18 protein-coding genes are annotated in these 21,671 nt (G+C 70.1%); 14 read left to right on the top strand and 4 right to left on the bottom strand.

What is annotated here, in order from left to right:
• Nucleotides 1-13 precede the first annotated feature (13 nt).
• The 8 genes from FBZ83_RS30180 to leuD are packed head-to-tail and all read left to right on the top strand — an operon-like array spanning nucleotide 14 to nucleotide 10,213.
• Complete coding sequence (locus FBZ83_RS30180; protein ID WP_145690595.1) at nucleotides 14-1,441, top strand: MmgE/PrpD family protein; 1,428 nt, start codon at nucleotides 14-16, stop codon at nucleotides 1,439-1,441.
• Between the two features lies 1 nt (nucleotide 1,442).
• Complete coding sequence (locus tag FBZ83_RS30175) at nucleotides 1,443-2,345, top strand: isocitrate lyase/PEP mutase family protein (protein ID WP_137141170.1); 903 nt, start codon at nucleotides 1,443-1,445, stop codon at nucleotides 2,343-2,345.
• Nucleotides 2,342-4,087: a hydantoinase B/oxoprolinase family protein gene (locus FBZ83_RS30170; RefSeq protein WP_145690593.1), complete on the top strand. Its 1,746-nt coding sequence runs from the start codon at nucleotides 2,342-2,344 to the stop codon at nucleotides 4,085-4,087. Before FBZ83_RS30175 ends, FBZ83_RS30170 begins: the two co-directional genes overlap by 4 nt.
• A gap of 19 nt (nucleotides 4,088-4,106) precedes the next feature.
• A complete protein-coding gene (locus FBZ83_RS30165) occupies nucleotides 4,107-6,179 on the top strand; it encodes a hydantoinase/oxoprolinase family protein (RefSeq protein WP_145690591.1) in 2,073 nt (690 codons plus the stop codon).
• Nucleotides 6,176-6,790 (top strand): cysteine hydrolase family protein, encoded by a 615-nt coding sequence (locus tag FBZ83_RS30160; RefSeq protein WP_145690589.1) that lies wholly within the window; start codon nucleotides 6,176-6,178, stop codon nucleotides 6,788-6,790. Before FBZ83_RS30165 ends, FBZ83_RS30160 begins: the two co-directional genes overlap by 4 nt.
• Nucleotides 6,787-8,196, top strand: coding sequence for an FAD-dependent oxidoreductase (locus FBZ83_RS30155; RefSeq protein WP_145690586.1), 1,410 nt, complete (start codon nucleotides 6,787-6,789; stop codon nucleotides 8,194-8,196). Before FBZ83_RS30160 ends, FBZ83_RS30155 begins: the two co-directional genes overlap by 4 nt.
• Nucleotides 8,193-9,614 (top strand): 3-isopropylmalate dehydratase large subunit, encoded by a 1,422-nt coding sequence (leuC, locus tag FBZ83_RS30150; RefSeq protein WP_145690584.1) that lies wholly within the window; start codon nucleotides 8,193-8,195, stop codon nucleotides 9,612-9,614. The genes FBZ83_RS30155 and leuC overlap by 4 nt, the downstream gene beginning before the upstream one ends.
• A gap of 2 nt (nucleotides 9,615-9,616) precedes the next feature.
• The gene (gene leuD / locus FBZ83_RS30145; protein ID WP_145690582.1) at nucleotides 9,617-10,213 is read left to right on the top strand and encodes a 3-isopropylmalate dehydratase small subunit; all 597 of its coding nucleotides are present in this window, start codon (nucleotides 9,617-9,619) and stop codon (nucleotides 10,211-10,213) included.
• 26 nt (nucleotides 10,214-10,239) lie between these two features.
• Here leuD and FBZ83_RS30140 read toward each other — a convergent pair whose 3' ends face one another.
• Nucleotides 10,240-11,136 (bottom strand): diguanylate cyclase, encoded by an 897-nt coding sequence (locus FBZ83_RS30140; protein ID WP_145690580.1) that lies wholly within the window; start codon nucleotides 11,134-11,136, stop codon nucleotides 10,240-10,242.
• Nucleotides 11,137-11,429: 293 nt separating this feature from the next.
• Nucleotides 11,430-11,882, bottom strand: coding sequence for a winged helix-turn-helix transcriptional regulator (locus FBZ83_RS30135; protein ID WP_145690578.1), 453 nt, complete (start codon nucleotides 11,880-11,882; stop codon nucleotides 11,430-11,432).
• 108 nt (nucleotides 11,883-11,990) lie between these two features.
• Here FBZ83_RS30135 and FBZ83_RS30130 point away from each other — a divergent pair, with 108 nt between their 5' ends.
• Entirely contained in the window at nucleotides 11,991-13,205 is a 1,215-nt protein-coding gene (locus tag FBZ83_RS30130) for an MFS transporter (RefSeq protein ID WP_145690576.1), read from the top strand.
• A 15-nt stretch (nucleotides 13,206-13,220) separates the two neighbouring features.
• On the opposite strand, the gene FBZ83_RS30125 is transcribed toward FBZ83_RS30130, so the two are convergent.
• Nucleotides 13,221-14,111 (bottom strand): LysR family transcriptional regulator, encoded by an 891-nt coding sequence (locus FBZ83_RS30125; protein ID WP_145690574.1) that lies wholly within the window; start codon nucleotides 14,109-14,111, stop codon nucleotides 13,221-13,223.
• A gap of 146 nt (nucleotides 14,112-14,257) precedes the next feature.
• Here FBZ83_RS30125 and FBZ83_RS30120 point away from each other — a divergent pair, with 146 nt between their 5' ends.
• Genes FBZ83_RS30120 through pcaB form a run of 5 tightly spaced genes read left to right on the top strand, consistent with a single transcriptional unit; the run spans nucleotide 14,258 to nucleotide 20,278 of the window.
• On the top strand, nucleotides 14,258-15,364 hold the full coding sequence (locus tag FBZ83_RS30120) for a 4-oxalomesaconate tautomerase (protein WP_145690572.1): 1,107 nt from the start codon (nucleotides 14,258-14,260) through the stop codon (nucleotides 15,362-15,364).
• Between the two features lie 28 nt (nucleotides 15,365-15,392).
• Entirely contained in the window at nucleotides 15,393-16,766 is a 1,374-nt protein-coding gene (dctA, locus tag FBZ83_RS30115; protein ID WP_145690570.1) for a C4-dicarboxylate transporter DctA, read from the top strand.
• Nucleotides 16,767-16,804: 38 nt separating this feature from the next.
• The gene (locus FBZ83_RS30110; protein WP_145690568.1) at nucleotides 16,805-17,680 is read left to right on the top strand and encodes an FAS1-like dehydratase domain-containing protein; all 876 of its coding nucleotides are present in this window, start codon (nucleotides 16,805-16,807) and stop codon (nucleotides 17,678-17,680) included.
• Between the two features lie 11 nt (nucleotides 17,681-17,691).
• The gene (locus tag FBZ83_RS30105; protein ID WP_145690566.1) at nucleotides 17,692-18,885 is read left to right on the top strand and encodes a CaiB/BaiF CoA transferase family protein; all 1,194 of its coding nucleotides are present in this window, start codon (nucleotides 17,692-17,694) and stop codon (nucleotides 18,883-18,885) included.
• Between the two features lie 43 nt (nucleotides 18,886-18,928).
• Nucleotides 18,929-20,278, top strand: coding sequence for a 3-carboxy-cis,cis-muconate cycloisomerase (gene pcaB / locus FBZ83_RS30100; RefSeq protein WP_145690564.1), 1,350 nt, complete (start codon nucleotides 18,929-18,931; stop codon nucleotides 20,276-20,278).
• 450 nt (nucleotides 20,279-20,728) lie between these two features.
• Here the strand turns inward: pcaB and FBZ83_RS30095 are convergent.
• A partial coding sequence (locus FBZ83_RS30095) for a site-specific integrase (protein WP_211101719.1) occupies nucleotides 20,729-21,671 on the bottom strand: 943 nt, incomplete at its 5' end.

Genomic DNA, 21,671 nt, shown 5'->3' with positions numbered 1-21,671 from the left:
CGGGAGCGGTGACATGACAAGCCTGTCCTTTGACGTGAAGCCGGCGAGCCAACTGCTCGCCGCCGCCCGCCCGTCCTGGCTCGACCGTTGGGGCACCTTCGCCGCCGGCCTGACCTTTGCCGACCTGCCGGCCACGGTGGTGGAGCGGGCGAAGCTGGTGCTGCTGGACTGCGTCGGCGTGATCGCCGCCGGCATGCAGGAGCCGGAATGCCGCGCGCTCGCCGCCCGCCTCGCCGAGACCGGCGGTTCCGGCGATTGCCCGGCCATCGGCAGCGGTCGGGGCTTCGCCGTCGGGTCCGCCGCCTTCCTCAACGGTCTGGCCGGAACCATGCTGGAACTGGACGAGGGCAACCAGTACGCCCGCGGCCATCCGGCGATCCACGTCGTGCCGGCCCTTCTCGCCGCCGGCTCTCGCCTGAAGGCGTCCGGCGCCGACCTGCTGACCGCACTGGCGCTCGGCTACGAGATCGGGTCGCGCATCGGCATTGCCGCCAAGCTGCTGGTCACCACCCACCCGCACGGCACCTGGGGCACGGCGGGGGCGGCGCTGGGCGTGGCCCATCTGAACCGCGCCGACGCGGCGATGATGATCGAGACGCTCAACATCGCCTCGACCCTCGGCCTCGCCACCAGCCGGCGGACGATGCTGGAGGGCGGCACGGTGCGCAACGCCTACGCCGGGGTGTCGAACCAGCTCGGCCTGACCGCCTGGGATCTGGCGGCAAGCGGCATCATCGGCGAGACCGACGGGGTCGGCAGCGTGTTCGGCGGCGTCATCGCCACCGACTTCCGGCCGGAGCTGATGGTCGAGGAGGTGGGCGAACGCTGGGAGATCGCCCGCAACTACTTCAAGCGCCACGCCGCCTGCCGCTACACCCACGGCGCGCTCGACGCGCTGGGCGACATCGTGGCGCAGGCCGGCGGGCGGATCGACCCGGCGGAGGTCGCGGCCATCGAGGTCGACACCTACGTCTGGGCCGCCCAACTCGACGGGGCCGAGCCGAAGAACATGCTGGCGGCGAAATTCTCGCTGCCCTTCGCGCTGGCGACCTTCCTCGCCAACGGCGCCGCCACGCCGGACGCCTTCCGCGACGGCGCCCGCCAGGACGCGGCGACCCGCGAGCTTGCCCGCCGGGTGACCGTGCGCGAGGACCGCGGCCTGACCGCCCGTCTTCCCGGCCTGCGCCCGGCCCGCGTCCGCCTGACCCTGGCCGACGGCCGGCGCTTCGAGGCTGAGGCGCTGACCAACAAGGGCGACACCGAGGACCCCCACAGCCCGGACGAGGTGCGCGCCAAGTTCGCCGACCTCGCCGGCCCGGTCTGGGGTGCGTCCCACGCCGCCGCCATTGCCGACTGCGTCGCGTCGATCGACCGCGCGGCCGACCTTTCAACCCTGACCCGGCTTCTGTCGGCGCCCGCCGCCGCCGGGGGGAGCGTCTGAAATGACCCGACCCGACCTCACCTTCAAACAGCGGCTTTCCGAGGACCGCGTCGTCCTGGCTCCCGGCGTCTACGACGCCTTCACCGCCTCGCTGGCGGCGGCGGCGGGGTTCGAGGCGCTGTATCTGTCGGGCGCGGCCATCGCTTACACCCGGCTCGGCCGGCCCGACATCGGGCTGGTCTCGGTCAGCGAGGTTGCGGACACCATCGCGCTGGTGCGCGACCGCGTGCCGACGCCGCTGGTGGTGGACGCCGACACCGGCTACGGCAACGCGCTGAACGTGCAGCGCACCGTGCGCATGTTCGAGCGGGCCGGGGCCACTGCGCTTCAGCTTGAGGATCAGAGCTTTCCCAAGCGCTGCGGCCACCTGACCGACAAGGCGGTGATCCCGGCCGGCGAGATGGCCGGCAAGATCAAGGCGGCGGTCGATGCCCGGACCAGCGAGGGCACTCTGATCATCGCGCGCACCGACGCGGTGGCGGTGGAGGGCGTCCCGGCGGCGCTCGACCGCGCCCGGCTCTACGTCGAGGCCGGCGCCGACGTGCTGTTCGTCGAGGCGCCGAAGAGCCGGGAGCAGCTCTCCGCCATCGCCACCGACCTCGGCGGCATCCGCCCGCTGCTCGCCAACATGGTGGAGGGCGGGCAGACGCCGATCAGCTCCGCCGCCGACCTCGGCGATCTCGGCTACCGGCTGGTGATCTTCCCCGGCGGCATCGTGCGGGCGCTGGCCCGGCAGGCTCAGGACTATTACGCGTCGCTGGCGCAGCATGGCACCACCCAGCCCTTCCGCGACCGCATGTTCGACTTCAACGCGCTGAACGATCTCATCGGCACGCCGGAGATGCTGGCGCTCGGCGAAACCTACAAGGACTTCACCTCCGCAAAGCGGGAGGACGCGGCATGACCACCAAGACCACCACAATCGACCCCGTCACGCTGGCCGTCCTCAAGGGCCGGCTGGAGCAGATCGCCGACGAGATGGACGCGACGCTCTACCGTTCCGCCTTCAACCCGATCATCGCCGAGGCGCGCGACGCCTGCCACGGCCTCTACCACGCCGAGACCGGCGCCACGCTGGTGCAGGGCACCAATGGCCTGCCGATCTTCGTCGGCGCCATGGCCTTCGCGGTCAAGGCGGTGATCGACAAGGTGGCGCGGGAGGGCGACCTGCACCCCGACGACATCTTCCTGTTCAACGACCCCTACGACGGCGGCACCCATCTGAACGACTTCCGGCTGGTGCGGCCGATCTTCCGCCAGGGCCGGCTGTTCTGCTGGATGGCGTCGGTCGGCCACTGGCTCGACATCGGCGGCAACGTGCCCGGCAACTTCAACGCGCGGGCCACCGACAGCTTCCAGGAGGGCGTGCGCATCCCGCCGGTGAAGCTGGTCAAGGCCGGGGCGATGAACCATGACCTGCTGGCGATCCTCGCCGCCAACTCCCGCGTGCCGGTGTCCAACTACGGCGACCTGAACGGGCAGCTCAACGCGCTCGACCTCGGCGTGCGCCGCCTGACCGAGCTGCTGGACGAGCATGGCGAGGACACCGTCGCCGCCGCCTTCGACGCCTTCACCGCGCGGGCCGAGGCGCTGATGCGCAGCGCGCTGTCCAGGCTGCCCGACGGCACCTACAGCTTCGAGGATTATCTCGACAACGACGGCATCACCGCCGACCGCCTGCGCATCGCGCTCGACCTGACCATCGCGGGCGACCGCATGGTGCTGGACTTCTCCCGCTCCTCGGCCCCCTGCGCCGGGCCGCTCAACATCGCCTATTCCACGGCGGTCGCCTGCTGCTACGTCGCGCTGAAGCACGTCTTCACCGACGTGCCGGCCAACGCCGGCTGCCTCAACCCGATCACCTTCGTCATCCCCGAGACGACGCTGCTGGCGGTGAAGCCGCCCAAGCCGGTCGGCGGCTACACCGAGACCATCCTGCGCGTCATCGGCGTGGTCTTCGGCGCGCTGGCCCTGGCCGATCCGGCCCGCGCCACCGCGGCACCCTTCGGCACGATCAACGCGCTGTCGCTGGCCGGCCACCGTCCGGACGGCTCGCGTTGGGTGATGTTCTCCTTCTTCGGCGGCGGTCTGGGCGGCAACCCGGAGAGCGACGGGCTGAACCACGCCAACAACCCGATCTCCACCGCCACCATTCCGCCGGTGGAAATCCTTGAAGCCGCCTACCCGGTGATGTTCACCCAATGGGCGCTGCGCCCGGATTCCGCCGGGGCCGGCCTGCACCGCGGCGGGCTGGGCGCCGTCTACGAGATCGAGGCGCTGACCGCCGCCGACGTCTTCCTGCTGGGCGAGCGTGGCGTCTTCGCGCCCTTCGGGGTGGCCGGCGGCACGCCCGCGGCGCTGAACCGCTTCGTCTGGCAGAGCGACGAGGGCGAGAAGTCGCCGCCGCTCGCCTCCAAGGTCACCGACGTGAAGATCCGCGACGGCCAGCGCGTCCGGCTGGAGACGCCGGGCGGCGGCGGCTGGGGCGACCCGCGCCGCCGCGACGCCGAGGCTGTGGCCCGCGACGTGCGGCTCGGCTACCTCGGCGCCGAGGCCGCGCGCAGCGCCTACGGCGTGGCGCTGACCGACGACGGCGCGCTCGACGTCGCCGCCACCGCGGCGCTCCGCGAAACCTCCGCCGCCTGACGAATCCGGAAGCAAGACCATGAGCAACGGTATCACCAAGGGCGCCATCGTCGGCGTCGATGTCGGCGGCACCTTCACCGACCTGTTCCATTACGACGAGGCGCGCGGCAGCTTCCGCACCGCCAAGGTCCCGTCCAACCGCGGCGATGAGGCGGTCGGCTTCCTCGCCGGCCTGCAGAGCTTCGGCCCGGTCTCCGAACTGGGCTCCATCGTCCACGGCACCACGGTCGGCACCAACGCGCTCTTGGAGCGCAAGGGCGCCAAGGTCGGACTGATCACCACCGCCGGCTTCCGCGACGTGCTGGAGATGCGCCGCCGCGACCGCCGCCAGACCTGGGGCCTGTGGGGCGACTTCGTTCCCGTGGTCGACCGCGATCTGCGGTTGGAGGTGGCGGAGCGCACGCTGGCCGACGGCACCGTCCGCGCCGCCGTCGATCCCGACGAGGTGCGCGCCGCCGCTCGCCGTCTGGCCGAAATGGGCGCCGAGGCGCTGGCCATCGTCTTCATCAACGCCTACGCCAACCCGGCCAACGAGCTGGCGGCGCTGGAGGCGGCGCGCGCGGTGTGGCCCAACGCCAACCTCGAATGCTCCTCGCGCATCCTGCCGGAGATCCGCGAGTTCGAGCGCACCTCGACCACCGCGCTGAACGCCTATCTCCAGCCGGTGGTCGGCAGCTACCTCGCCAAGCTCGACAACGCGCTGGCGGGGGAGGGGTTCGGCGGGCGCTTCCACATCGTGCAGTCGAACGGCGGCGTCATGTCCACCGACACCGCCCGGCGCCTGCCGGTGCGCACCGCCCTGTCGGGTCCGGCGGCCGGCGTCATCGCCGCGGCGGCGATCTCCAAGGCGGCGGGCTTCCCCAACGTCATCACCGGGGACCTCGGCGGCACCAGCTTCGACGTGTCGCTGGTGGTGGAGGGGCAGACCATGCTGGCCGCCCAGACCACCATCGACTTCGGTCTGGTCGTCCGCACGCCGATGATCGAGATCACCACCATCGGCGCCGGCGGCGGCTCCATCGCTGGGGTCGATCCCGGCGGCATGCTCCAGGTCGGGCCGGAGAGCGCCGGCTCGCGGCCGGGGCCGGTCTGCTACGGCCAGGGCAACACCCGCCCGACGCTGACCGACGCCAACGTGCTGCTCGGCCGCATCAACGCGGAGCGGCCGATCGGCGGCAAGCTCGCCCGGCTGGACGTCGACGCCGCCCGCACCGCCATCGCCACCCACGTCGCCGAGCCGCTCGGCCTCGACGTCATGGCGGCGGCGGAGGCGGTGGTGCGCATCGCCAACAGCAAGATGGCCGGCGCCATCCGCCTCGTCTCCATCGAGCGCGGGCACGACCCGGCCAAGTTCGCCGCCGTGCCCTTCGGCGGCGGCGGCGCGTTGCATGTCGGCGCCCTCATCAAGGAGGTCGGGCTGAAGGCGGCGCTGGTGCCGCGCTTCCCCGGCGTGACCTCGGCGCTCGGCTGCGTCATCGCCGACATCCGGCACGATCAGGTGCAGACGGTGAACCTGCCGCTGGCCAGCATCGACGCCGGGTCGCTCGACCGCCGCATGGTGGAGGAGGCGACCGCCGCCCGCGCCGTGGTGGAGTCCGCCGGCCTCAGCGTCGAGCGCATCGACCTCGTCTTCGAACTCGACATGCACTACATCGGCCAGACCCACACGGTCGCCGTGCCGCTGCCGGTGTCGGTTGAGAATGGCACGACAGGCGTCGACGAGGCGACCATCCGCGCCGCCTTCGAGCGCGCCTATCAAGCGTCCTTCAGCCGGCTGCTGCCGGGCGTCGGCGCCAAGATCGTCAACCTGCGCACCGCCGCCATCGGCCGTCGTCCGCATTTCGACCTCGCCGCCCTGGCCCCGGCCGCCGGAACGACGGTCGAGGGCGCCCACGCCGGCTCGCGGCCCGTCTGGTTCGACGGGGCGTGGCACGACACGGCGGTCTACAACCGCCTCGATCTGCCGGTCGGTGCGCACATCCAGGGTCCGGCGATCCTGGAGCAGCCGGACGCCACCACCGTCATCGACCCCGACCTCAGCGCCCGCGTCGACGGCTACGGCAACGTCATCGTGGAAAGGAGCGCCCGATGAGCGGCACCGCCATTCCGATGGAGCGCACCGCGCTTCTGGTCTGCGACCTGCAGAACGATTTCCTCCACCCGGAGGGGGCCTACGGCCGCGCCGGCCAGACGGCGCCGGACATCCTGGCGCTGCCGGAGCGGGTGAAGCCGCTGGCCGACCTGTTGCGGTCGCGCGGCGGCTGGGTGATCTCCACCAACTTCACCCTGGTGCCGGGCCGGTGCGGCGAGCCGATGATCTCGCCCCACCTGAAGGCGCTGCGGCCCTTCCTGGCGAAGGGCGACTTCCAGCCGGGCGGCTGGGGACACCGCACGGTGGACGTGCTCCAGCCCGTCGATGTCGAGGTGGAGAAGATCGCTTATTCCGCCTTCTACATGTCGCGGCTGGAGTGGGTGCTGCGCAAATGCGGGGTGGAGCGGCTGCTGGTCTGCGGCATCGTCACCAACGGCGGTGTCGCCTCCACCGTGCGCGACGCCCATGTCCGCGACTTCGACACCATCCTTCTGGAGGACGGCTGCGCCGCCTTCACGCCGCAGGTCCATGACGTCTCGGTCGCCGCTCTGCGCCCGGTCTGCCGTGTGGCGACGGTCGCGGCGATGCTGGAGGAGTTGACCGCGCCATGAGCCGCATCCTGCCCGCCGACGGGGTGACGTTCGAATTCACGGTGCCCGTCGTCGTGATCGGCGGCGGTGCGGCCGGGATGATCGCAGCGCTCGCCGCCCATGAGCGCGGGGCGGAGGTTCTGGTGCTGGAGCGCGACGCGCTGCCCCAGGGTTCCACCGCCCTGTCGGCCGGCCTGATCCCGGCGCCGGGCACGCGCTGGCAGCGTGCCGCCGGGATTGAGGACAGCCCCGAGCGCTTCGCCGCCGACATCATTGCCAAGGCAAAGGGGGAGCCTGACCCGGCGGACGTCTCCCGCGTCGCCCACGCGGTCGGCCCGGCGCTGGAATGGCTGGCCGACCGCTATGGCCTGCCGTTCTCGGTGGTCGACAACTTCACCTATCCCGGCCACAGCGCCCGGCGCATGCACGGGCTGCCCAGCCGGTCGGGGGCGGAGCTGATCGACCGGCTGCGCGGCGCTGTCGAGGCCGCCGGCATCGACGTGCTGTGCGAGGCGCAGGTGACCGCGCTCCACGCCGACGGCCCGCGCGTCCGCGGCGTCGAGGTCACCCGGCCCGACGGCAGCGTCGAGCGGGTCGGCTGCGCGGCGCTGATCCTCGCCTGCAACGGCTATGGCGGCAACAGGGCGTTGGTCGAGCGCCATGTGCCGGAGCTGGCCGACGCGCTCTATTTCGGCCACCCCGGCAACCAGGGCGACGCGCTTCTCTGGGGTGAAGCGCTGGGGGCGGCGACGCGGCATCTGTCGGGGCATCAGGGCCACGGCTCGGTCGCCCACCCCGCCGGCATCCTGGTCACCTGGGCGACGGTCACCGAAGGCGGCGTGCAGGTGAACAGCGCGGGCCAGCGCTTCTCCAACGAGGCGCAGGGCTATTCGGAGCAGGCCGCCGTCGTGCTGCGCCAGCCCGACGGCATCGCCTGGACCGTCTTTGACGAGCGCATCGCCGCCGTCGCCCGCCAGTTCGAGGATTTCCGGCAGGCCGAAGCGATGGGCGCGGTGCTCGGCGCCGACAGCCCGGCGGACCTCGCCCGTCTGATGAAGGTCGACGCGGACGCTCTGGCCGCCACCTTGGCCGAGGTCGACCGGTTGAAGGCAGCGGGGGAAAGCGACGGCTTCGGCCGGAGCTTCGCCGGCTCGGCGCCGCTGGCGGCACCCTACCGCGCCGTCCGCGTCACCGGCGCTCTGTTCCACACCCAGGGTGGGCTGGTGGTCGATGACGACGCCCGCGTCTTGGGCGGGCAGGGCAGGCCGCTGCCCAACCTCTACGCCGCCGGCGGGGCCGCCTGCGGCGTGTCGGGAGCGAAGGCGTCCGGCTACCTGTCCGGCAACGGGCTGCTGACCGCGGTGGCGCTGGGGCGCATCGCTGGAGCCGCCGCGGCGGACGCCGTGAAGGAGGAAAGCACCCCATGACGTCGCACCACCGCAGCCTGTTCGACAAGGTCTGGGACGCCCATCTTGTGGCGACCCGGCCGGACGGGCAGGCGTTGCTCGCCATCGACCGCCATTTCCTGCACGAGGGCTCCTTCCACGCCTTCGGCATGATCGACCACGCCAAGCGCCCGGTGCGCCGGCCGGAGCTGACCTTCGCCGTCGCCGACCATTACGTGCCCTCGCACAGCCGCGCCAAGCCGATCGCCGATCCGGAGATCGCCAACATGGTGACGATGCTGGAGGCGAATGCCGGGCGCCACGGCCTGCGCCATTTCGGGCTGCACGACCCGGCGCAGGGCATCGTCCATGTGCTGGCTCCGGAGCAGGGGCTGACCCTGCCGGGCCTGACCATCGTCTGCGGCGACAGCCACACCTCCACCCACGGCGCCTTCGGCGCGCTCGCCTTCGGCATTGGCGCCACCGAGGTCTCGCATGTGCTGGCGACCCAGACCCTGTGGCAGCGCCGGCCCAGGACCATGCGCGTCACCGTCGATGGAGAGTTGGGCGCGCATGTGACGGCCAAGGACCTGATCCTGGCGGTGATCGGTTTCATCGGCGCCGACGGGGCGGCCGGCCACGTCATCGAATACGCCGGCAGCGCCATCCGCGCCCTGTCGATGGAGGGCCGGCTGACCGTCTGCAACATGTCGATCGAGGCGGGGGCGCGGGCCGGCATGATCGCCCCCGACGACACCACCTTCTCCTGGATCGAGGGGCGGACCTACGCCCCCAAGGGGGAGCTGTTCGACCGTGCGGTCGAACATTGGCGCACCCTGCCGAGCGACCCGGACGCCGCCTTCGACCGCGAGGTGTCGCTCGACGCCGCGGCCATCGCCCCCTCGGTCACCTGGGGCACCAGCCCGGAGACCGCGGTGCCGGTCACCGGTGCGGTTCCCGATCCCGGCGCCGAGAGCGACCCGGTGCGCGCCGGCCAGATGCGGAAGATGCTCGACTACATGGGGCTGACCCCCGGCACGCGGCTGGAGGAGGTCGGCATCGACCGCGTCTTCATCGGTTCCTGCACCAACGCCCGGCTGGAGGACCTGCGTGCCGCCGCCGCGGTGCTGCGCGGCCGCCGCGCCGTGGTGCCGGGGCTGGTGGTTCCGGGATCGGTCCCGGTGCGCCGTCAGGCGGAGGCGGAGGGGCTGGACCGCGTCTTCACCGACGCCGGCCTGGAGTGGGGCGAGCCCGGCTGTTCGATGTGCGTCGGCATCAACGGCGACCTCGTCCCGGCGGGGGAGCGCTGCGCCTCGACGACCAACCGCAACTTCCCTGGTCGCCAAGGGCCGAACGCGCGCACGCATCTGATGAGCCCGGCGATGGCCGCCGCCGCCGCCGTGACCGGCAAACTCACCGATGTCCGGACGCTCGATGTCCGCAAGCTGGGAGTTTCGTAAGGATGGACCCCTTCGTCACGCTGACCGCGCCGGCGGTGCCGCTCGACATCGCCAACATCGACACCGACCAGCTTCTCCCGGCGCGTTTCCTGAAGAAGCCGCGCAGCGCCGGCTACGGCAACTTCCTGCTCCGTGACGAGCGCAAGCCCGGCTTTCCCCTGGACGATCCCGCCTACGCCGGCGCCCGAGTGCTGGTGACCGACCGCAACTTCGGCTGCGGCTCGTCGCGGGAGGGTGCGGTCTACGCGCTGGTGGACGGCGGGTTCCGCTGCGTCGTCGCCCCCAGCTTCGGCGACATCTTCGCCGCCAACGCCGCCAAGAATGGCCTGCTGACCATCACCCTGCCGGAGGAGACGGTGGCGGAGCTGCGCCGCCAATTGCAGGAGACGCCGGGCGCCGCCGTCACCGTGGACCTGCCGGCCCAGACCCTGACCGGCCCGGACGGTCGGCCGCTGGCCTTCGCCATCGACCCGTTCAAGAAGGAATGCCTGATCGAGGGGCTCGACGACGTGGCGCTGACGCTGCGCCACCAGGACGCCATCGACGCCTTCGACCGCGCCGACGCCGCGGCGCGGCCCTGGCTGGTGCCGGGCACCTGACGGGGCGTTGACGGCCCGGCGCCGGATTACGACGCCGCGTCGCAGACCACCCGGTTGCGACCGCCGTTCTTCGCGCGGTACAGCGCCTCGTCCGCCCGGGCGAGCACCGCGGCGATGCCGGTCTCGGCCGGTCGCAGCGCGCTGACCCCGATGCTGACGGTGAAGGAGAGGACGGACCCGGCGCCGTTGGCGATCCGCACGTCGGTTTCGGCCAGCGCCCGGCGCAGCCGCTCCGCCAGCAGAGCCGCCCCCTGCGGCGGCGTCTCCGGCAGCAGAATGGCGAACTCCTCTCCGCCCAGCCGGCCCAGGACGTCGGCGCCGCGCACCAGGGACCGGCAGACGCGGACCACGCTGCGGATCGCCTCGTCGCCGGTGGCGTGGCCGTAGGTGTCGTTGACCTTCTTGAAATGGTCGATGTCCAGCATGATCGCCGACAAGGGCTGGCCGCTGCGCTGCGCCCGCGCCACCTCGTCGGCGGCCCGCGCCATGAAGCGCCCGCGGTTCAGCGCCCCGGTCAGGGAATCGGTGGTGGCGAGCCGTTCCAACTGCCGCTGCATGTCGACCACGCGGGAGGCGGCGAGCAGCCGGGCGCGCAGCCATGTCAGGTCCAGCGGCTTGCGCAGGAACTCGTCGGCGCCGTTCTCCACGACCTCGAAGAACTGGTTGGTGATGCTGCCGGGGATCATCAGCATCAGGTAGAGGTGCCGTTCCCGCTGGGCCGCGCGCAGGTGCCAGCAGACCTCCACGCCCTCCATGGCGCCGACGCGGAAATCGACCAGCGCGATGTCGATGGGCTCCTCGCGGCAGCGCGCCAGCGCCGCCTGACCGCTTTCGGCAAAGGCCGTCTGATGGCCGAAGCCTTCAAGCTGCTGGCACAACACCGTGCGCGCCATGCGCGAATCGTCCACCACCAAAATCCGCATGCGGCCTCCACGACCATGGCTCCAGAGAATCACAAAGCCCTGAAGGAAACATTACAACCGTATGGATTTTCGAATGAACCCGCATCAACGGCTGTCCTGCTCCTGTTCGACCGAAAACAGCGTTGATGCAATCAAGGCTTGGTCAGGACTGGTGATTTTTCAACAATGAGGCGGTGCCTTCGATGGCCGTCTCAGCCCGCGAGGATCATCACGCGCCGCTTGGTCGAGACCTGCGAGGCCGGAACGGCAGCGGCGTCCGCCACCGCGCGTTGATGTCGTTCCCATAGTGTACATCAATCACCGTCGGTTTTCCGGACCCGCGTGTCGTTCCATCCGAGGGGCCGCCCGTTCCGCGCGCGCAGTTCCAGCCGCGCCACCGGCGCGCCGCTTTCGGCATCGACCAGCGAGGAGTGCGGTTCGCCGGGGCGGTAGAGATGGTCTTCACCCCATTGCCGCAGCGCGACGATGACGAGGAAGAGGCCGCGTCCCTTCTCGGTCAGGACATATTCGCGATAGGCGCTGCCGTCGGAGGCCGGCACGGTTTCCAGAATGCCGCGCCCGGTCAGGTCGCGCAGCCGTGTCGCCAGCATGCCCTTGGCAATGCCGAGGCCGGTCTGAAACTCGCTGAACCGCCGCACCCCGTCGAAGGCGTCGCGGATGATGAGCAGCGACCACCAGTCGCCAATGACATCGAGCGAGCGTGCGACCGGGCAGTCGGCGTCCCAAAGGCTGACCCGCTTGACCATGACCAGAACCCTTCAACCGCCCAATGTGGTCCTAAAATAGAACTGGATTTCCCGGCGCGCAAGTGGTCTCAACATAAAACCAGATTGCGTTTCACCAACGGGGTGTCCATGCCGCACGAAAGCAGCCCACGGCACCGGCCGGGCGCCGGGTTATCGAGGGTCACAGGGCTGATTTTCGCCGCCGCCGCCGGCCTCAGCGTCGCAAACATCTATGCCGCGCAACCCCTGCTCGACGCGATGGCGCGGGATTTCGGGATTCCACCCGCCGCGATCGGTCTCGTGGTGACGCTGACGCAGCTTGGCTATGGGCTGGGCCTGATCGTCCTGGTTCCACTCGGGGATCTCGTGGACCGTCGTCGGCTGATTGTCGGGCAAGGCGTCCTGTCCGTCGTCGCGCTGGCCGCCGTCGCCACGGCGCGGACGGAGGGGATGCTGTTCGCTGGCATGGCGGCGGTCGGGCTGCTCGCGGTGGTCGTCCAGGTGCTGGTGTCCTTCGCGGCGGCGCTCGCCACCCCCGCCGAGCGCGGCAGGGCCGTCGGCATGGTCACGAGCGGCGTCGTGATCGGCATCCTCGGCGCGCGCTCCGTTGCCGGTCTGCTCGCCGACCTCGGAGGCTGGCGCGCGGTCTATCTGGCCTCGGCGGCTCTCACGCTGGCGATGGCCGGCCTGCTGTGGCGGGTCCTCCCGCGCAACCTGCCGCCGGCCAGCACGGACAACTACGCCGCGGCGCTGCGCTCGATCCCCGTCCTGTTCCTGACCGACCGCGTGCTGCTGGTTCGCGGCGTCCTCGCCCTGCTGATCTTCGCGGCGTTCAGCGCCTTCTGGACCGCGCTGGTGCTGCCGCTCAGCGCCGAGCCGTTCGGCTATTCCCACTCCCGGATCGGCCTGTTCGGGCTGGTCGGCATGGCGGGCGCCGTCGCCGCGACGGGGGCAGGAAGGCTGGCGGATCGCGGCCTCGCCCAATGGACCACGGGCGCCGCGCTCACGCTGCTTGTGGCGTCGTGGGGGCTGATCGCGTTGCTGCCGGTGTCCCTTCCCGGTCTGCTCGTCGGCGTCGTGACGCTCGACCTCGCGGTGCAGGCGGTCCATGTCAGCAACCAGAGCATCATCCTCGACCGACACCCGCAGGCGCGCAGCCGCCTCGTCGGCGGCTACATGGCGTTCTATTCCCTCGGCAGCGCGCTCGGCGCCATCGCGGCGACGATGGCCTATGCCCACGCCGGCTGGGCGGGTGTCTCGACGCTGGGGGCCGCGATCAGCGCGGCGGCATGGCTGACATGGGGCTTCACACGCCGCAGCCCGGCTCCGCCCGGGCGTGCCTGACGTGTCCAAAGCGCATCAACCTTTCCATGAGCCGAGCAGCACCTCCAGAAAGCGGGCCGCCATCGGCGAGAGGATGGCGCCGTGCCGGCGCACGACGCCGATCGTCCGGAAAATCTTCGGGTGGCTCAGCGGGATGGTGCGGATGATGGGATGGCCGGAGGCCGGGGTGGCGAGCTTGGGAAGCACCGCGACGCCGAGCCCGGCCTCCACCAGCCCGAGCGAACTGGCGAGGTGCGTGATCTCGTAGGACCAGTTGAGCTTCAGGCCGTGCTGCGCCAGGGCGTTGTCGATCAGCGCCCGGTTGCCGCTGGTCCGACCCACGGTGATGACCCGATGGGCCGCCAACTCGTCCCAGCCGACTTCCTGGCGGGAGGCCAGCGGGTGATCGTGCCGGCAGGCGACGACGAAGGGGTCCTCGGCCAGCGGCGTGAACTCGATGTCCGGATGCGACGTGCCGATGAAGTTGATGCCGAAATCGGCCTCGCCGCGGGCCACCGCCTCCAGCCCCTCGTTGGCGCCGAGGTCCAGGATGCGGATGCGGATGCGCGGGAACGCGATGCTGAAGCGGCTGATCGCGTTCGGCAGGAAGTAGAACACCGCCGTCGGAACGGAGGCGATGGTGATCTGCCCGCCGCTCCGCGCCCCCAGGTCGCTGATCCCCAGCAGCGATGACTCGAACTCGTCCAGGAAGCGCCGGACCTTGGGGATGAAGTCGCGTCCGACCATGGTCAGGGCGACGTGGCGGGTCGAGCGCTCGAACAAAGCGACGCCCAGCGTGTCCTCCAGCTTCTGGATGCGGCGGCTGAGCGCCGGCTGCGAGAGGTTCAGCAACTCGGCGGCGCGGTTGAAGCTGCCCAGTTCGGCCACCGCCACGAAGGCTTTCAGATCGACCAGTTCGAAATTCATGCTCTCCTCCCCGCGGCGGCGCCTATTGATGCGCAATGCGCAATAATATCCCGAATCATTGCATTTAACAAATACGGTTCCGGGGCGGAATATCTGTCCATCGGCTTTCTTCGCCGCGACGGCGAGACCAAGAGACAGCAAGCGCCATGAACCACCTGACCAGCCGCCAGATCGGCATTCCCTGCGTGATGATGCGCGGCGGAACCTCCCGCGGGCCCTTCTTCCTGGCATCCGACCTTCCAGCATCCCCGGCGGAGCGCGACGCCCTTCTGCTCTCCGTCATGGGGGCGGGGAACGACCTGGGGATCGACGGCATCGGCGGCGGCAATCCCCTGACCAGCAAGGTCGCCATCGTCGGTCCCGCCACCCTGGCCGGCGCCGACGTGGATTATCTGTTCGCCCAGGTGCGGGTGCAGGAAGGGGTGGTCGACACCTCGCCCAACTGCGGAAACATGCTGGCCGCGGTCGCCCCCTTCGCCATCGAGGCCGGGCTGGTCCCGGCGACCGACGGCGTGACGGTGGTGCGCATCCACAACGTCAACACCGGCAAGCTGATCGAGGCGCGCGTCCAGACCCCGGACGGCCGGGTGACCTACGAGGGCGAGGCCGTCATCGACGGCGTGCCCGGCACCGCGGCGCCCATCCACCTCGCCTTTCTCGACGCGGCGGGCGCCAACACCGGCCGGCTGCTGCCCACCGGGGCGCCGATCGACCGCATCGGCGGGATCGAGGTGTCCTGCATCGACGCCGCCATCCCGGTGATGCTGGTCCGCGCCGCGGACCTGGGCAAGACGGGGCATGAGCCGATGGACAGCTACCGGCTCGACCGGGTCTTCATGGCCCGGCTGGAGGCGCTGCGCGTCGAGGCCGGCCGCCGCATGGGCTTCCCCAACGCCGCCGGCATGGTGATCCCCAAGCCCGTCCTGCTGGCGCCGCCGACCCGCGGCGGCACGCTCGCCGTGCGCTATTTCATGCCGCACGACTGCCACCGGGCGATGGCCATCACCGGGGCCGTTGCCACCGCGACCGCCTGCACGATTCCGGGAACCGTCGCCTCCGCGCTGGCCGGACGGATGGCGCTGCCCGGCGACGTCACCTTCGAGCATCCAGCCGGCCGGCTGACCGTCCGCCTCGATCCGGGTGCCGGTCAATCAGCCCCCACCGCCAGCATCCTGCGCACATCACGACGCCTGTTCGAGGGAACCGTGTTCGCACGGCCATCGGACCCGCCGCGGGCCGCCATGGCCGCCTGACCCAACAGCACACGAAGGAGGAAACGCCATGCGCCTACAAACGGGAGAGCAAACCCCGGCGCCGACCAAGCCCAAGGCCTTTTACAAGGCTCTCTATTTCCAGGTCGTCGTCGGCCTGACCCTGGGCATCCTGGCCGGCCATTTCTGGCCGGACTTCGGGGCCTCGCTGAAGCCGCTCGGCGACGGGTTCGTCAAGCTGGTCAAGATGATGATCGCGCCGGTCGTCTTCTGCACCATCGTCAGCGGCATCACCAGCCTCAACGACACCCGCGAGATCGGCAAGACGCTGGTCAAGTCGATGGCGCTGTTCTACGCGCTGACGGTGGCGGCGCTGCTCATCGGGCTGGCCGCGGTCATGATCATCGAGCCCGGCGTCGGCATGCACGTGTCGGCGGCGTCGCTCGACCCCACGGTGGCGGCGCGCTACGCCAAGCAGGCGGCTCCGGTCGGCTTCACTGATTTCGTACTGCACATCATCCCGCATTCCTTCTTCGGCGCCTTCGCCGAGGGCGAGGTGCTGCCGGTGCTGCTCATCTCCGTCCTGGTCGGCTTCGGGCTGACGCGGGTCGGCAAGGCCGGCGAGCCGGTGGTCCAGGGCATCGAGTCCTTTTCCCACGTCCTGTTCGCCGCCTTCGGCTTCATCATGAAGCTCGCTCCGATCGGCGCCTTCGGCGCGATGGCCTTCACCGTGGGCAAATACGGCATCGACAGCATCGGCTCGCTCGGCCTGCTGATCCTGACCTTCTACGTCGCCTGCGGCTTCTTCCTGGTGGTCGTCATCGGCACGCTGGCGCGGCTGCACGGCTTCAGCCTGTGGAAGGTGCTGCGCTACTTCCGCGAGGAGCTGCTGATCGTGCTCGGCACCTCGTCCTCCGAGCCGGTCTTGCCGCGCGTGCTGCAGAAGCTGGAGGCGCTGGGCTGCAAGAAGGGCGTCTCCGGTCTCGTGCTGCCCATGGGCTACTCGTTCAATCTCGACGGGACGGCGATCTACCTGACGCTGGCCTCCCTGTTCATCGCCCAGGCCTGCGACATCCACCTGTCGGGTGGCCAGATCTTCGCCATGCTCGGCGTCATGCTGCTGACCTCGAAGGGGGCGGCCGGTGTCACCGGCAGCGGCTTCGTCGCCCTGGTCGCCACGCTGACGGTGATGCCGGACCTTCCGGTGGCGGGCGTCGCTCTGCTCGTCGGCATCGACCGCTTCATGTCCGAGGCCCGCGCCCTGACCAGCATCATCAGCAACTGCGTCGCCAGCATCGTCGTTTCGATCTGGGAGAACGCCTGCGACCGCGATGTCCTGCAGCGGGAGCTGAACCAGTGCTACGGCACCACCGAGCGGCGCCTGGATGAGAAGGGCGACATCGCCGTCCTGCCGCTGACCGCCCCCGCCCAGCCGTCGCACTGATCCGGCGCAGGCCGCCCCCACGCATCGAGGACGCCACGATGACCGCCCCCACCATGGCCGATTCCATCACAAGCGCGAAGGACTGGATCGGCCGGACCGAGACCGTGTCCGACACCGTCACCCCGACCCCCTACGCCGCTCTGTCCGCCACGCTGGACCGGCCCGCCGAGCGGCCCGCCGCCGGCACCCCACTCCCGCCGCTGTGGCACTGGCTGTACTTCCTGCCGCTGCACCGCCAGTCGGAGATCGGGGCGGATGGACATGCCCGGCGCGGCGGCTTCCTGCCCCCGGTGCCGCTGCCCCGCCGGATGTGGGCCGGCAGCCAGTTCGAGTTCCACAGCCCCCTGCGCGTCGGCGACGCCCTGACCCGGACCTCGACCATCCATGACGTGACCGAGAAGTCCGGGCGCACCGGCCCGCTGGTCTTCGTCAAGGTCCGCCACGAGATCCGCCGCGCCGGCGAGACCGAGGTGGCGCTGACCGAGTTCCACGATATCGTCTACCGCGAGGCCGCGATGGTGGACGACAGGCCGCCGGAACCCCGTCCGGCCCCGGAGGACGCGGCCTGGGAGACGCGCTGGGTTCCCGACGACGTGCTGCTGTTCCGCTACTCGGCGCTGACCTTCAACGGCCACCGCATCCACTACGACCGGCGCTACGTGACGGGGGTGGAGGGCTATCCGGGGCTGATCGTGCACGGCCCGCTGATCGCCACGCTGCTGCTCGACCTGCTGCGCCACCGGCAGCCGGAGGCCGAAGTCGCTTCTTTCCGCTTCAAGGCGGTGCGGCCGACCTTCGACATCAACCCCTTCTCGGTGTGCGGCACGCCGCTCGCCGACGGCAAGACGGTCCACCTGTGGGCCAAGGACCATGACGGCTGGCTGACCATGGACGCCACCGCGGTCCTGACGTGAGGGCGCCCCCTATGAAACCGCTGTCCGGCATCACCGTCGTCACCCTGGAACACGCCATCGCCGCCCCCTTCGCGACGCGCCAGCTCGCCGACCTCGGCGCCCGCGTCATCAAGGTGGAGCGTCCCGGCGTCGGCGACTTCGCCCGCGGCTACGACGAGCGGGTGCGCGGCGTCGCCTCGCACTTCGTGTGGACCAACCGGTCGAAGGAAAGCCTGACGCTCGACGTCAAGCACCCGGAGGCGCAGGCCATCCTCAAACGGCTGATCCGCGAGCAGGGCGATGTGGTGGTGCAGAACCTCGCCCCCGGAGCGGCGGCCCGTCTCGGCCTGTCCTACGAGGCGCTGTCCGCCGGGAAGCCGGGGATCATCGTCTGCGACATCTCCGGCTACGGCGACGACGGTCCCTACCGGGACAAGAAGGCCTACGATCTGCTGATCCAGGGCGAGTCCGGCTTCCTGTCGGTGACCGGCACGCCGGAGACGCCGTCCAAGGCCGGCCCGTCCATCGCCGACATCTCCGCCGGCATGTACGCCTACACCAACATCCTGGCCGCCCTTCTCCAGCGCCAGCAGACGGGGCAGGGCTGCCGCATCGACGTCTCCATGCTGGAATCGCTGGTGGAGTGGATGAGCTACCCGCTCTACTACGCCTTCGACGGAGCGCCGCCGCCAGCCCGCACCGGCGCCAGCCACGCGACCATCTACCCCTACGGCCCGTTTCCGGCCGGCGACGGCAAGACGGTCCTGCTCGGCCTGCAGAACGAGCGCGAATGGGTGGCCTTCTGCGAGACGGTGCTGCAACGCCCCGAGCTGGCGCGGGAGGAGCGTTTCTCCAGCAATTCCCGCCGCAACGCGGCGCGCGACGAGCTGCGCGGGATCATCGTGACGGCTTTCGCCGCCCTGACCGCCGAGGAGGTGGTCGCCCGGCTGGAGCGGGCTTCCATCGCCAACGCCCAGGCCAACGCCATGCAGGATGTCTGGAACCACCCGCAACTGGCGGCCCGCGATCGCTGGCGCACCGTGGAAACCCAGAACGGGCCGGTGCCGGCCCTGCTGCCGCCGGGCACGGCGAGCCGCCGAGGCGTGCAGGGGGAGGCGCGCATGGACCCGGTTCCGGCGCTCGGCCAGCACACCGACCGCATCCTCGCCGAGCTGGGTTACGCGCCCGGCGACATCGCCCGGCTGCGCGACGCTAAGGCGATCTGAGCCACGCCGCGAACGGAACGCCATTTCAGGGAGGACCAGAATCATGCCGTCCACGATCATCGATTCCGCCATCTTCGGCGACATCTTCAGCACCCCGGCCATGCGCACCGTCTGGTCGGACGAGAACCGCACGCGCACGTATCTGGACATCGAGGCGGCGCTCGCCCGCGTCCAGGGCCGCCTGGGCATCATCCCGCAGGAGGCCGCCGACGAGATCGTCGCCAACTGCTCGCTCGACAAGATCGACATGGCGAAGCTGAAGGCGCAGACGGAGCGCATCGGCTATCCGGTGCTGGGCGTCGTCTCGCAGCTCAACGCGCTGTGCCGCGATCGGCTCGGCGAATACTGCCACTGGGGCGCCACCACGCAGGACATCACCGACACCGCCACGGTCCTGCAGATGCGCGAGGCGCTGGCCCTGGTCGACGAGGATCTCGCCGGCCTCTCGGCGGCCCTGGCGTCTCTCGCCAAGCGTCACCGGGACACGCCGATGATCGGCCGCAGCAACCTGCAGCAGGCGGTGCCGGTGACCTTCGGCTACAAGATGGCCGGGCTGCTGTCGGCGGTCGAACGCCACCGGGAACGGCTGGCCCAGCTTCGCCCCCGCGTGCTGATGGGCGAGTTCGCCGGTGCGGCCGGCACGCTGGCCTCGCTGGAGCACGGCGCCATGGAGACCCAGGCCGGGCTGATGGAGGAATTGGGCCTCGCCCAGCCGGTGATCGCCTGGCACACCATCCGCGACACCGTCGCCGAGGTCGGCTGCTTCCTGGGCCTGGTCGGCGGCACGCTCGGCAAGCTGTCGATGGACGTGAAGCTGATGATGCAGACGGAGGTCGGCGAGGTTTACGAGCCCTACGCGCACGGCCGCGGGTCGAGCAGCACCATGCCGCAGAAGCGCAACCCGATCTCCAGCTGCTACATCCACGCGGCGATCTCCGTGCTGCGCCAGCACACGGCGGCCTTGCTCGACGCCATGGTGGCGGACCACGAGCGGTCGACCGGCCCGTGGGAAATCGAGTGGATCGTCCTGCCGGAGGCCTTCTGCCTGCTGGCCGGCGCCCTGAAGCAGGCGCGTTCCGTGGTCAGCGGGCTGGAGGTGGACGCCGAGCGGATGCGCGCCAACCTCGACATGACCAACGGGCTGGTGGCCTCCGAGGCGGTGATGATGGGGCTTGGCCGCCACATCGGCCGCGAGTACGCCCACGACCTCGTCTATGATCTCTGCCGCGCTGCGGTGCGGCAGAACCGGCCGCTGCTCGACCTGCTGGCCGAGACGCCGGAGATCAGCGCCTGCCTCAGCCGCGCCGAACTGGCCAAGCTGTGCGACCCGGCCAACTACCTGGGGCAGTCGGGGGTGATGGTCGATCGCGTTCTGGCCCGCATGAAGGCCTGATCGGGCTGTTCCACTCCGGCTGATGTGACCCACGATCGGGGTGTTGGCCGTTCCACCGGCGCGGTGCCCATGGCGAGTGCTCCTCCGGGAGCGCGCCATGGGCACCCTGCGGATAACGCGAGCGGCAGAACGGGGCAGGGAGCCCCTGCGCTTGCCGGTTGATCCAGGGCCGGTTGATCCAAGGGGAGCGGTCCGCCGTCGACCTTTTGATCAGCTTTTCTCAAGCCGGCCGGGATGCACGATGCGCGACAGCGTTTCGCGTCACTTTTGCACACGCGTGGCGTCGCGATGTGCGATCTGCCTGCAGGCTTTTAAAATTTGAGATCGTTTGGGGAGGTTGGTTGGGGGACTAGGATTCGAACCTAGGCTGGCGGAGTCAGAGTTGGCTACAACGCAAATAATTTCAATAGCTTATCTGATAAATGTTGCAGCCGTGTTGCGTGCAGCTCGTCATCCCAAAAGCCGGGCCTGAAGCTGTTCCATCGCGGCCCGGTCATCGTCAGGCGACGGGAACAGGTGGCCGTAGACATCGAACGTCACCTGAACGGAACTATGCCCCATGACGGTCTGAACCTTCTTCGGGGTCCACCCCTGTTCGATGAACAGCGAGGCCGCAGCGTGCCGCAGGGAGTGGAAGGGGTAGGGCGGTTCTGTGTCCTTGGCCCCCATCAACTCGCACGCCTTCAGCAGCGTATGGAAGCCCTGGCGCAACAGGTTGGTGTGAAGGAGGATGCCACCCGCCTCACTCGGGAAGACCAGATCAAGTTCCGTGACCGGGCAGACCAGCCGCCATTCCCGCAGCGTGTTGATGACCATGGGTGCCAGCGGGATATCCCGGCGCCCTGCCTTCGACTTCGGCGGCCCCAGCTTCTGGTAACGGTCGGCGCGCTCGCGCACCCGGATCACGCCAGCTTGGATATCTACGCTCGGCCAGCGAAGGCCGCGCAGTTCCGACGCGCGCATGCCGGTGAAGATCGCCGTCACCAGCAGCGGGCGCCACGGCACCAGGACTATGCGTCGCGTGCGGCCCTTGCCGGCAACCCATCTCCCCTCCACCACCCGCGTGAGGTCCCACAACTCCACCGACTTCGCCAACATCAGGCGAATGTCATCCTTGGACGGGATCGGCGCGTTCTCTCCCTCTTCCTCGACCAGCCGGACACCTTCGGCCCGGCGCTTGTCGATGGTCACATCTTCGGCTGGGTTCTGGACAATCAAGCCCCGTCGGCGCGCGACCTTAAGAATCCCTTTGAGGCTGGTCAGCACGGCACGAGCGAGCGCGCGGGATCGCGTCCTAACAGGACGCGGAAAAACGAACATATTCCGGCTTTTTGCCTCCGCTGAGGCTTGAAAATAGCGTTTCCGACGCCCGTTTTTGCCAGAATGGAGCGCC

Source organism: Azospirillum brasilense (genome assembly GCF_007827815.1).
Classification (GTDB): Bacteria; Pseudomonadota; Alphaproteobacteria; order Azospirillales; family Azospirillaceae; genus Azospirillum; species Azospirillum brasilense_C.
The sequence above is the reverse complement of the archived record's forward strand: the minus strand, read 5'-3'. Positions and strand labels throughout refer to the sequence as shown.

Coding starts and splice junctions, on each gene's coding strand:
- FBZ83_RS30180 (WP_145690595.1), top strand. CDS start 14: ATGACAAGCCTGTCCTTTGACGTGAAGCCGGCGAGCCAACTGCTCGCC.
- FBZ83_RS30175 (WP_137141170.1), top strand. CDS start 1,443: ATGACCCGACCCGACCTCACCTTCAAACAGCGGCTTTCCGAGGACCGC.
- FBZ83_RS30170 (WP_145690593.1), top strand. CDS start 2,342: ATGACCACCAAGACCACCACAATCGACCCCGTCACGCTGGCCGTCCTC.
- FBZ83_RS30165 (WP_145690591.1), top strand. CDS start 4,107: ATGAGCAACGGTATCACCAAGGGCGCCATCGTCGGCGTCGATGTCGGC.
- FBZ83_RS30160 (WP_145690589.1), top strand. CDS start 6,176: ATGAGCGGCACCGCCATTCCGATGGAGCGCACCGCGCTTCTGGTCTGC.
- FBZ83_RS30155 (WP_145690586.1), top strand. CDS start 6,787: ATGAGCCGCATCCTGCCCGCCGACGGGGTGACGTTCGAATTCACGGTG.
- leuC (WP_145690584.1), top strand. CDS start 8,193: ATGACGTCGCACCACCGCAGCCTGTTCGACAAGGTCTGGGACGCCCAT.
- leuD (WP_145690582.1), top strand. CDS start 9,617: ATGGACCCCTTCGTCACGCTGACCGCGCCGGCGGTGCCGCTCGACATC.
- FBZ83_RS30140 (WP_145690580.1), bottom strand. CDS start 11,136: ATGCGGATTTTGGTGGTGGACGATTCGCGCATGGCGCGCACGGTGTTG.
- FBZ83_RS30135 (WP_145690578.1), bottom strand. CDS start 11,882: ATGGTCAAGCGGGTCAGCCTTTGGGACGCCGACTGCCCGGTCGCACGC.
- FBZ83_RS30130 (WP_145690576.1), top strand. CDS start 11,991: ATGCCGCACGAAAGCAGCCCACGGCACCGGCCGGGCGCCGGGTTATCG.
- FBZ83_RS30125 (WP_145690574.1), bottom strand. CDS start 14,111: ATGAATTTCGAACTGGTCGATCTGAAAGCCTTCGTGGCGGTGGCCGAA.
- FBZ83_RS30120 (WP_145690572.1), top strand. CDS start 14,258: ATGAACCACCTGACCAGCCGCCAGATCGGCATTCCCTGCGTGATGATG.
- dctA (WP_145690570.1), top strand. CDS start 15,393: ATGCGCCTACAAACGGGAGAGCAAACCCCGGCGCCGACCAAGCCCAAG.
- FBZ83_RS30110 (WP_145690568.1), top strand. CDS start 16,805: ATGACCGCCCCCACCATGGCCGATTCCATCACAAGCGCGAAGGACTGG.
- FBZ83_RS30105 (WP_145690566.1), top strand. CDS start 17,692: ATGAAACCGCTGTCCGGCATCACCGTCGTCACCCTGGAACACGCCATC.
- pcaB (WP_145690564.1), top strand. CDS start 18,929: ATGCCGTCCACGATCATCGATTCCGCCATCTTCGGCGACATCTTCAGC.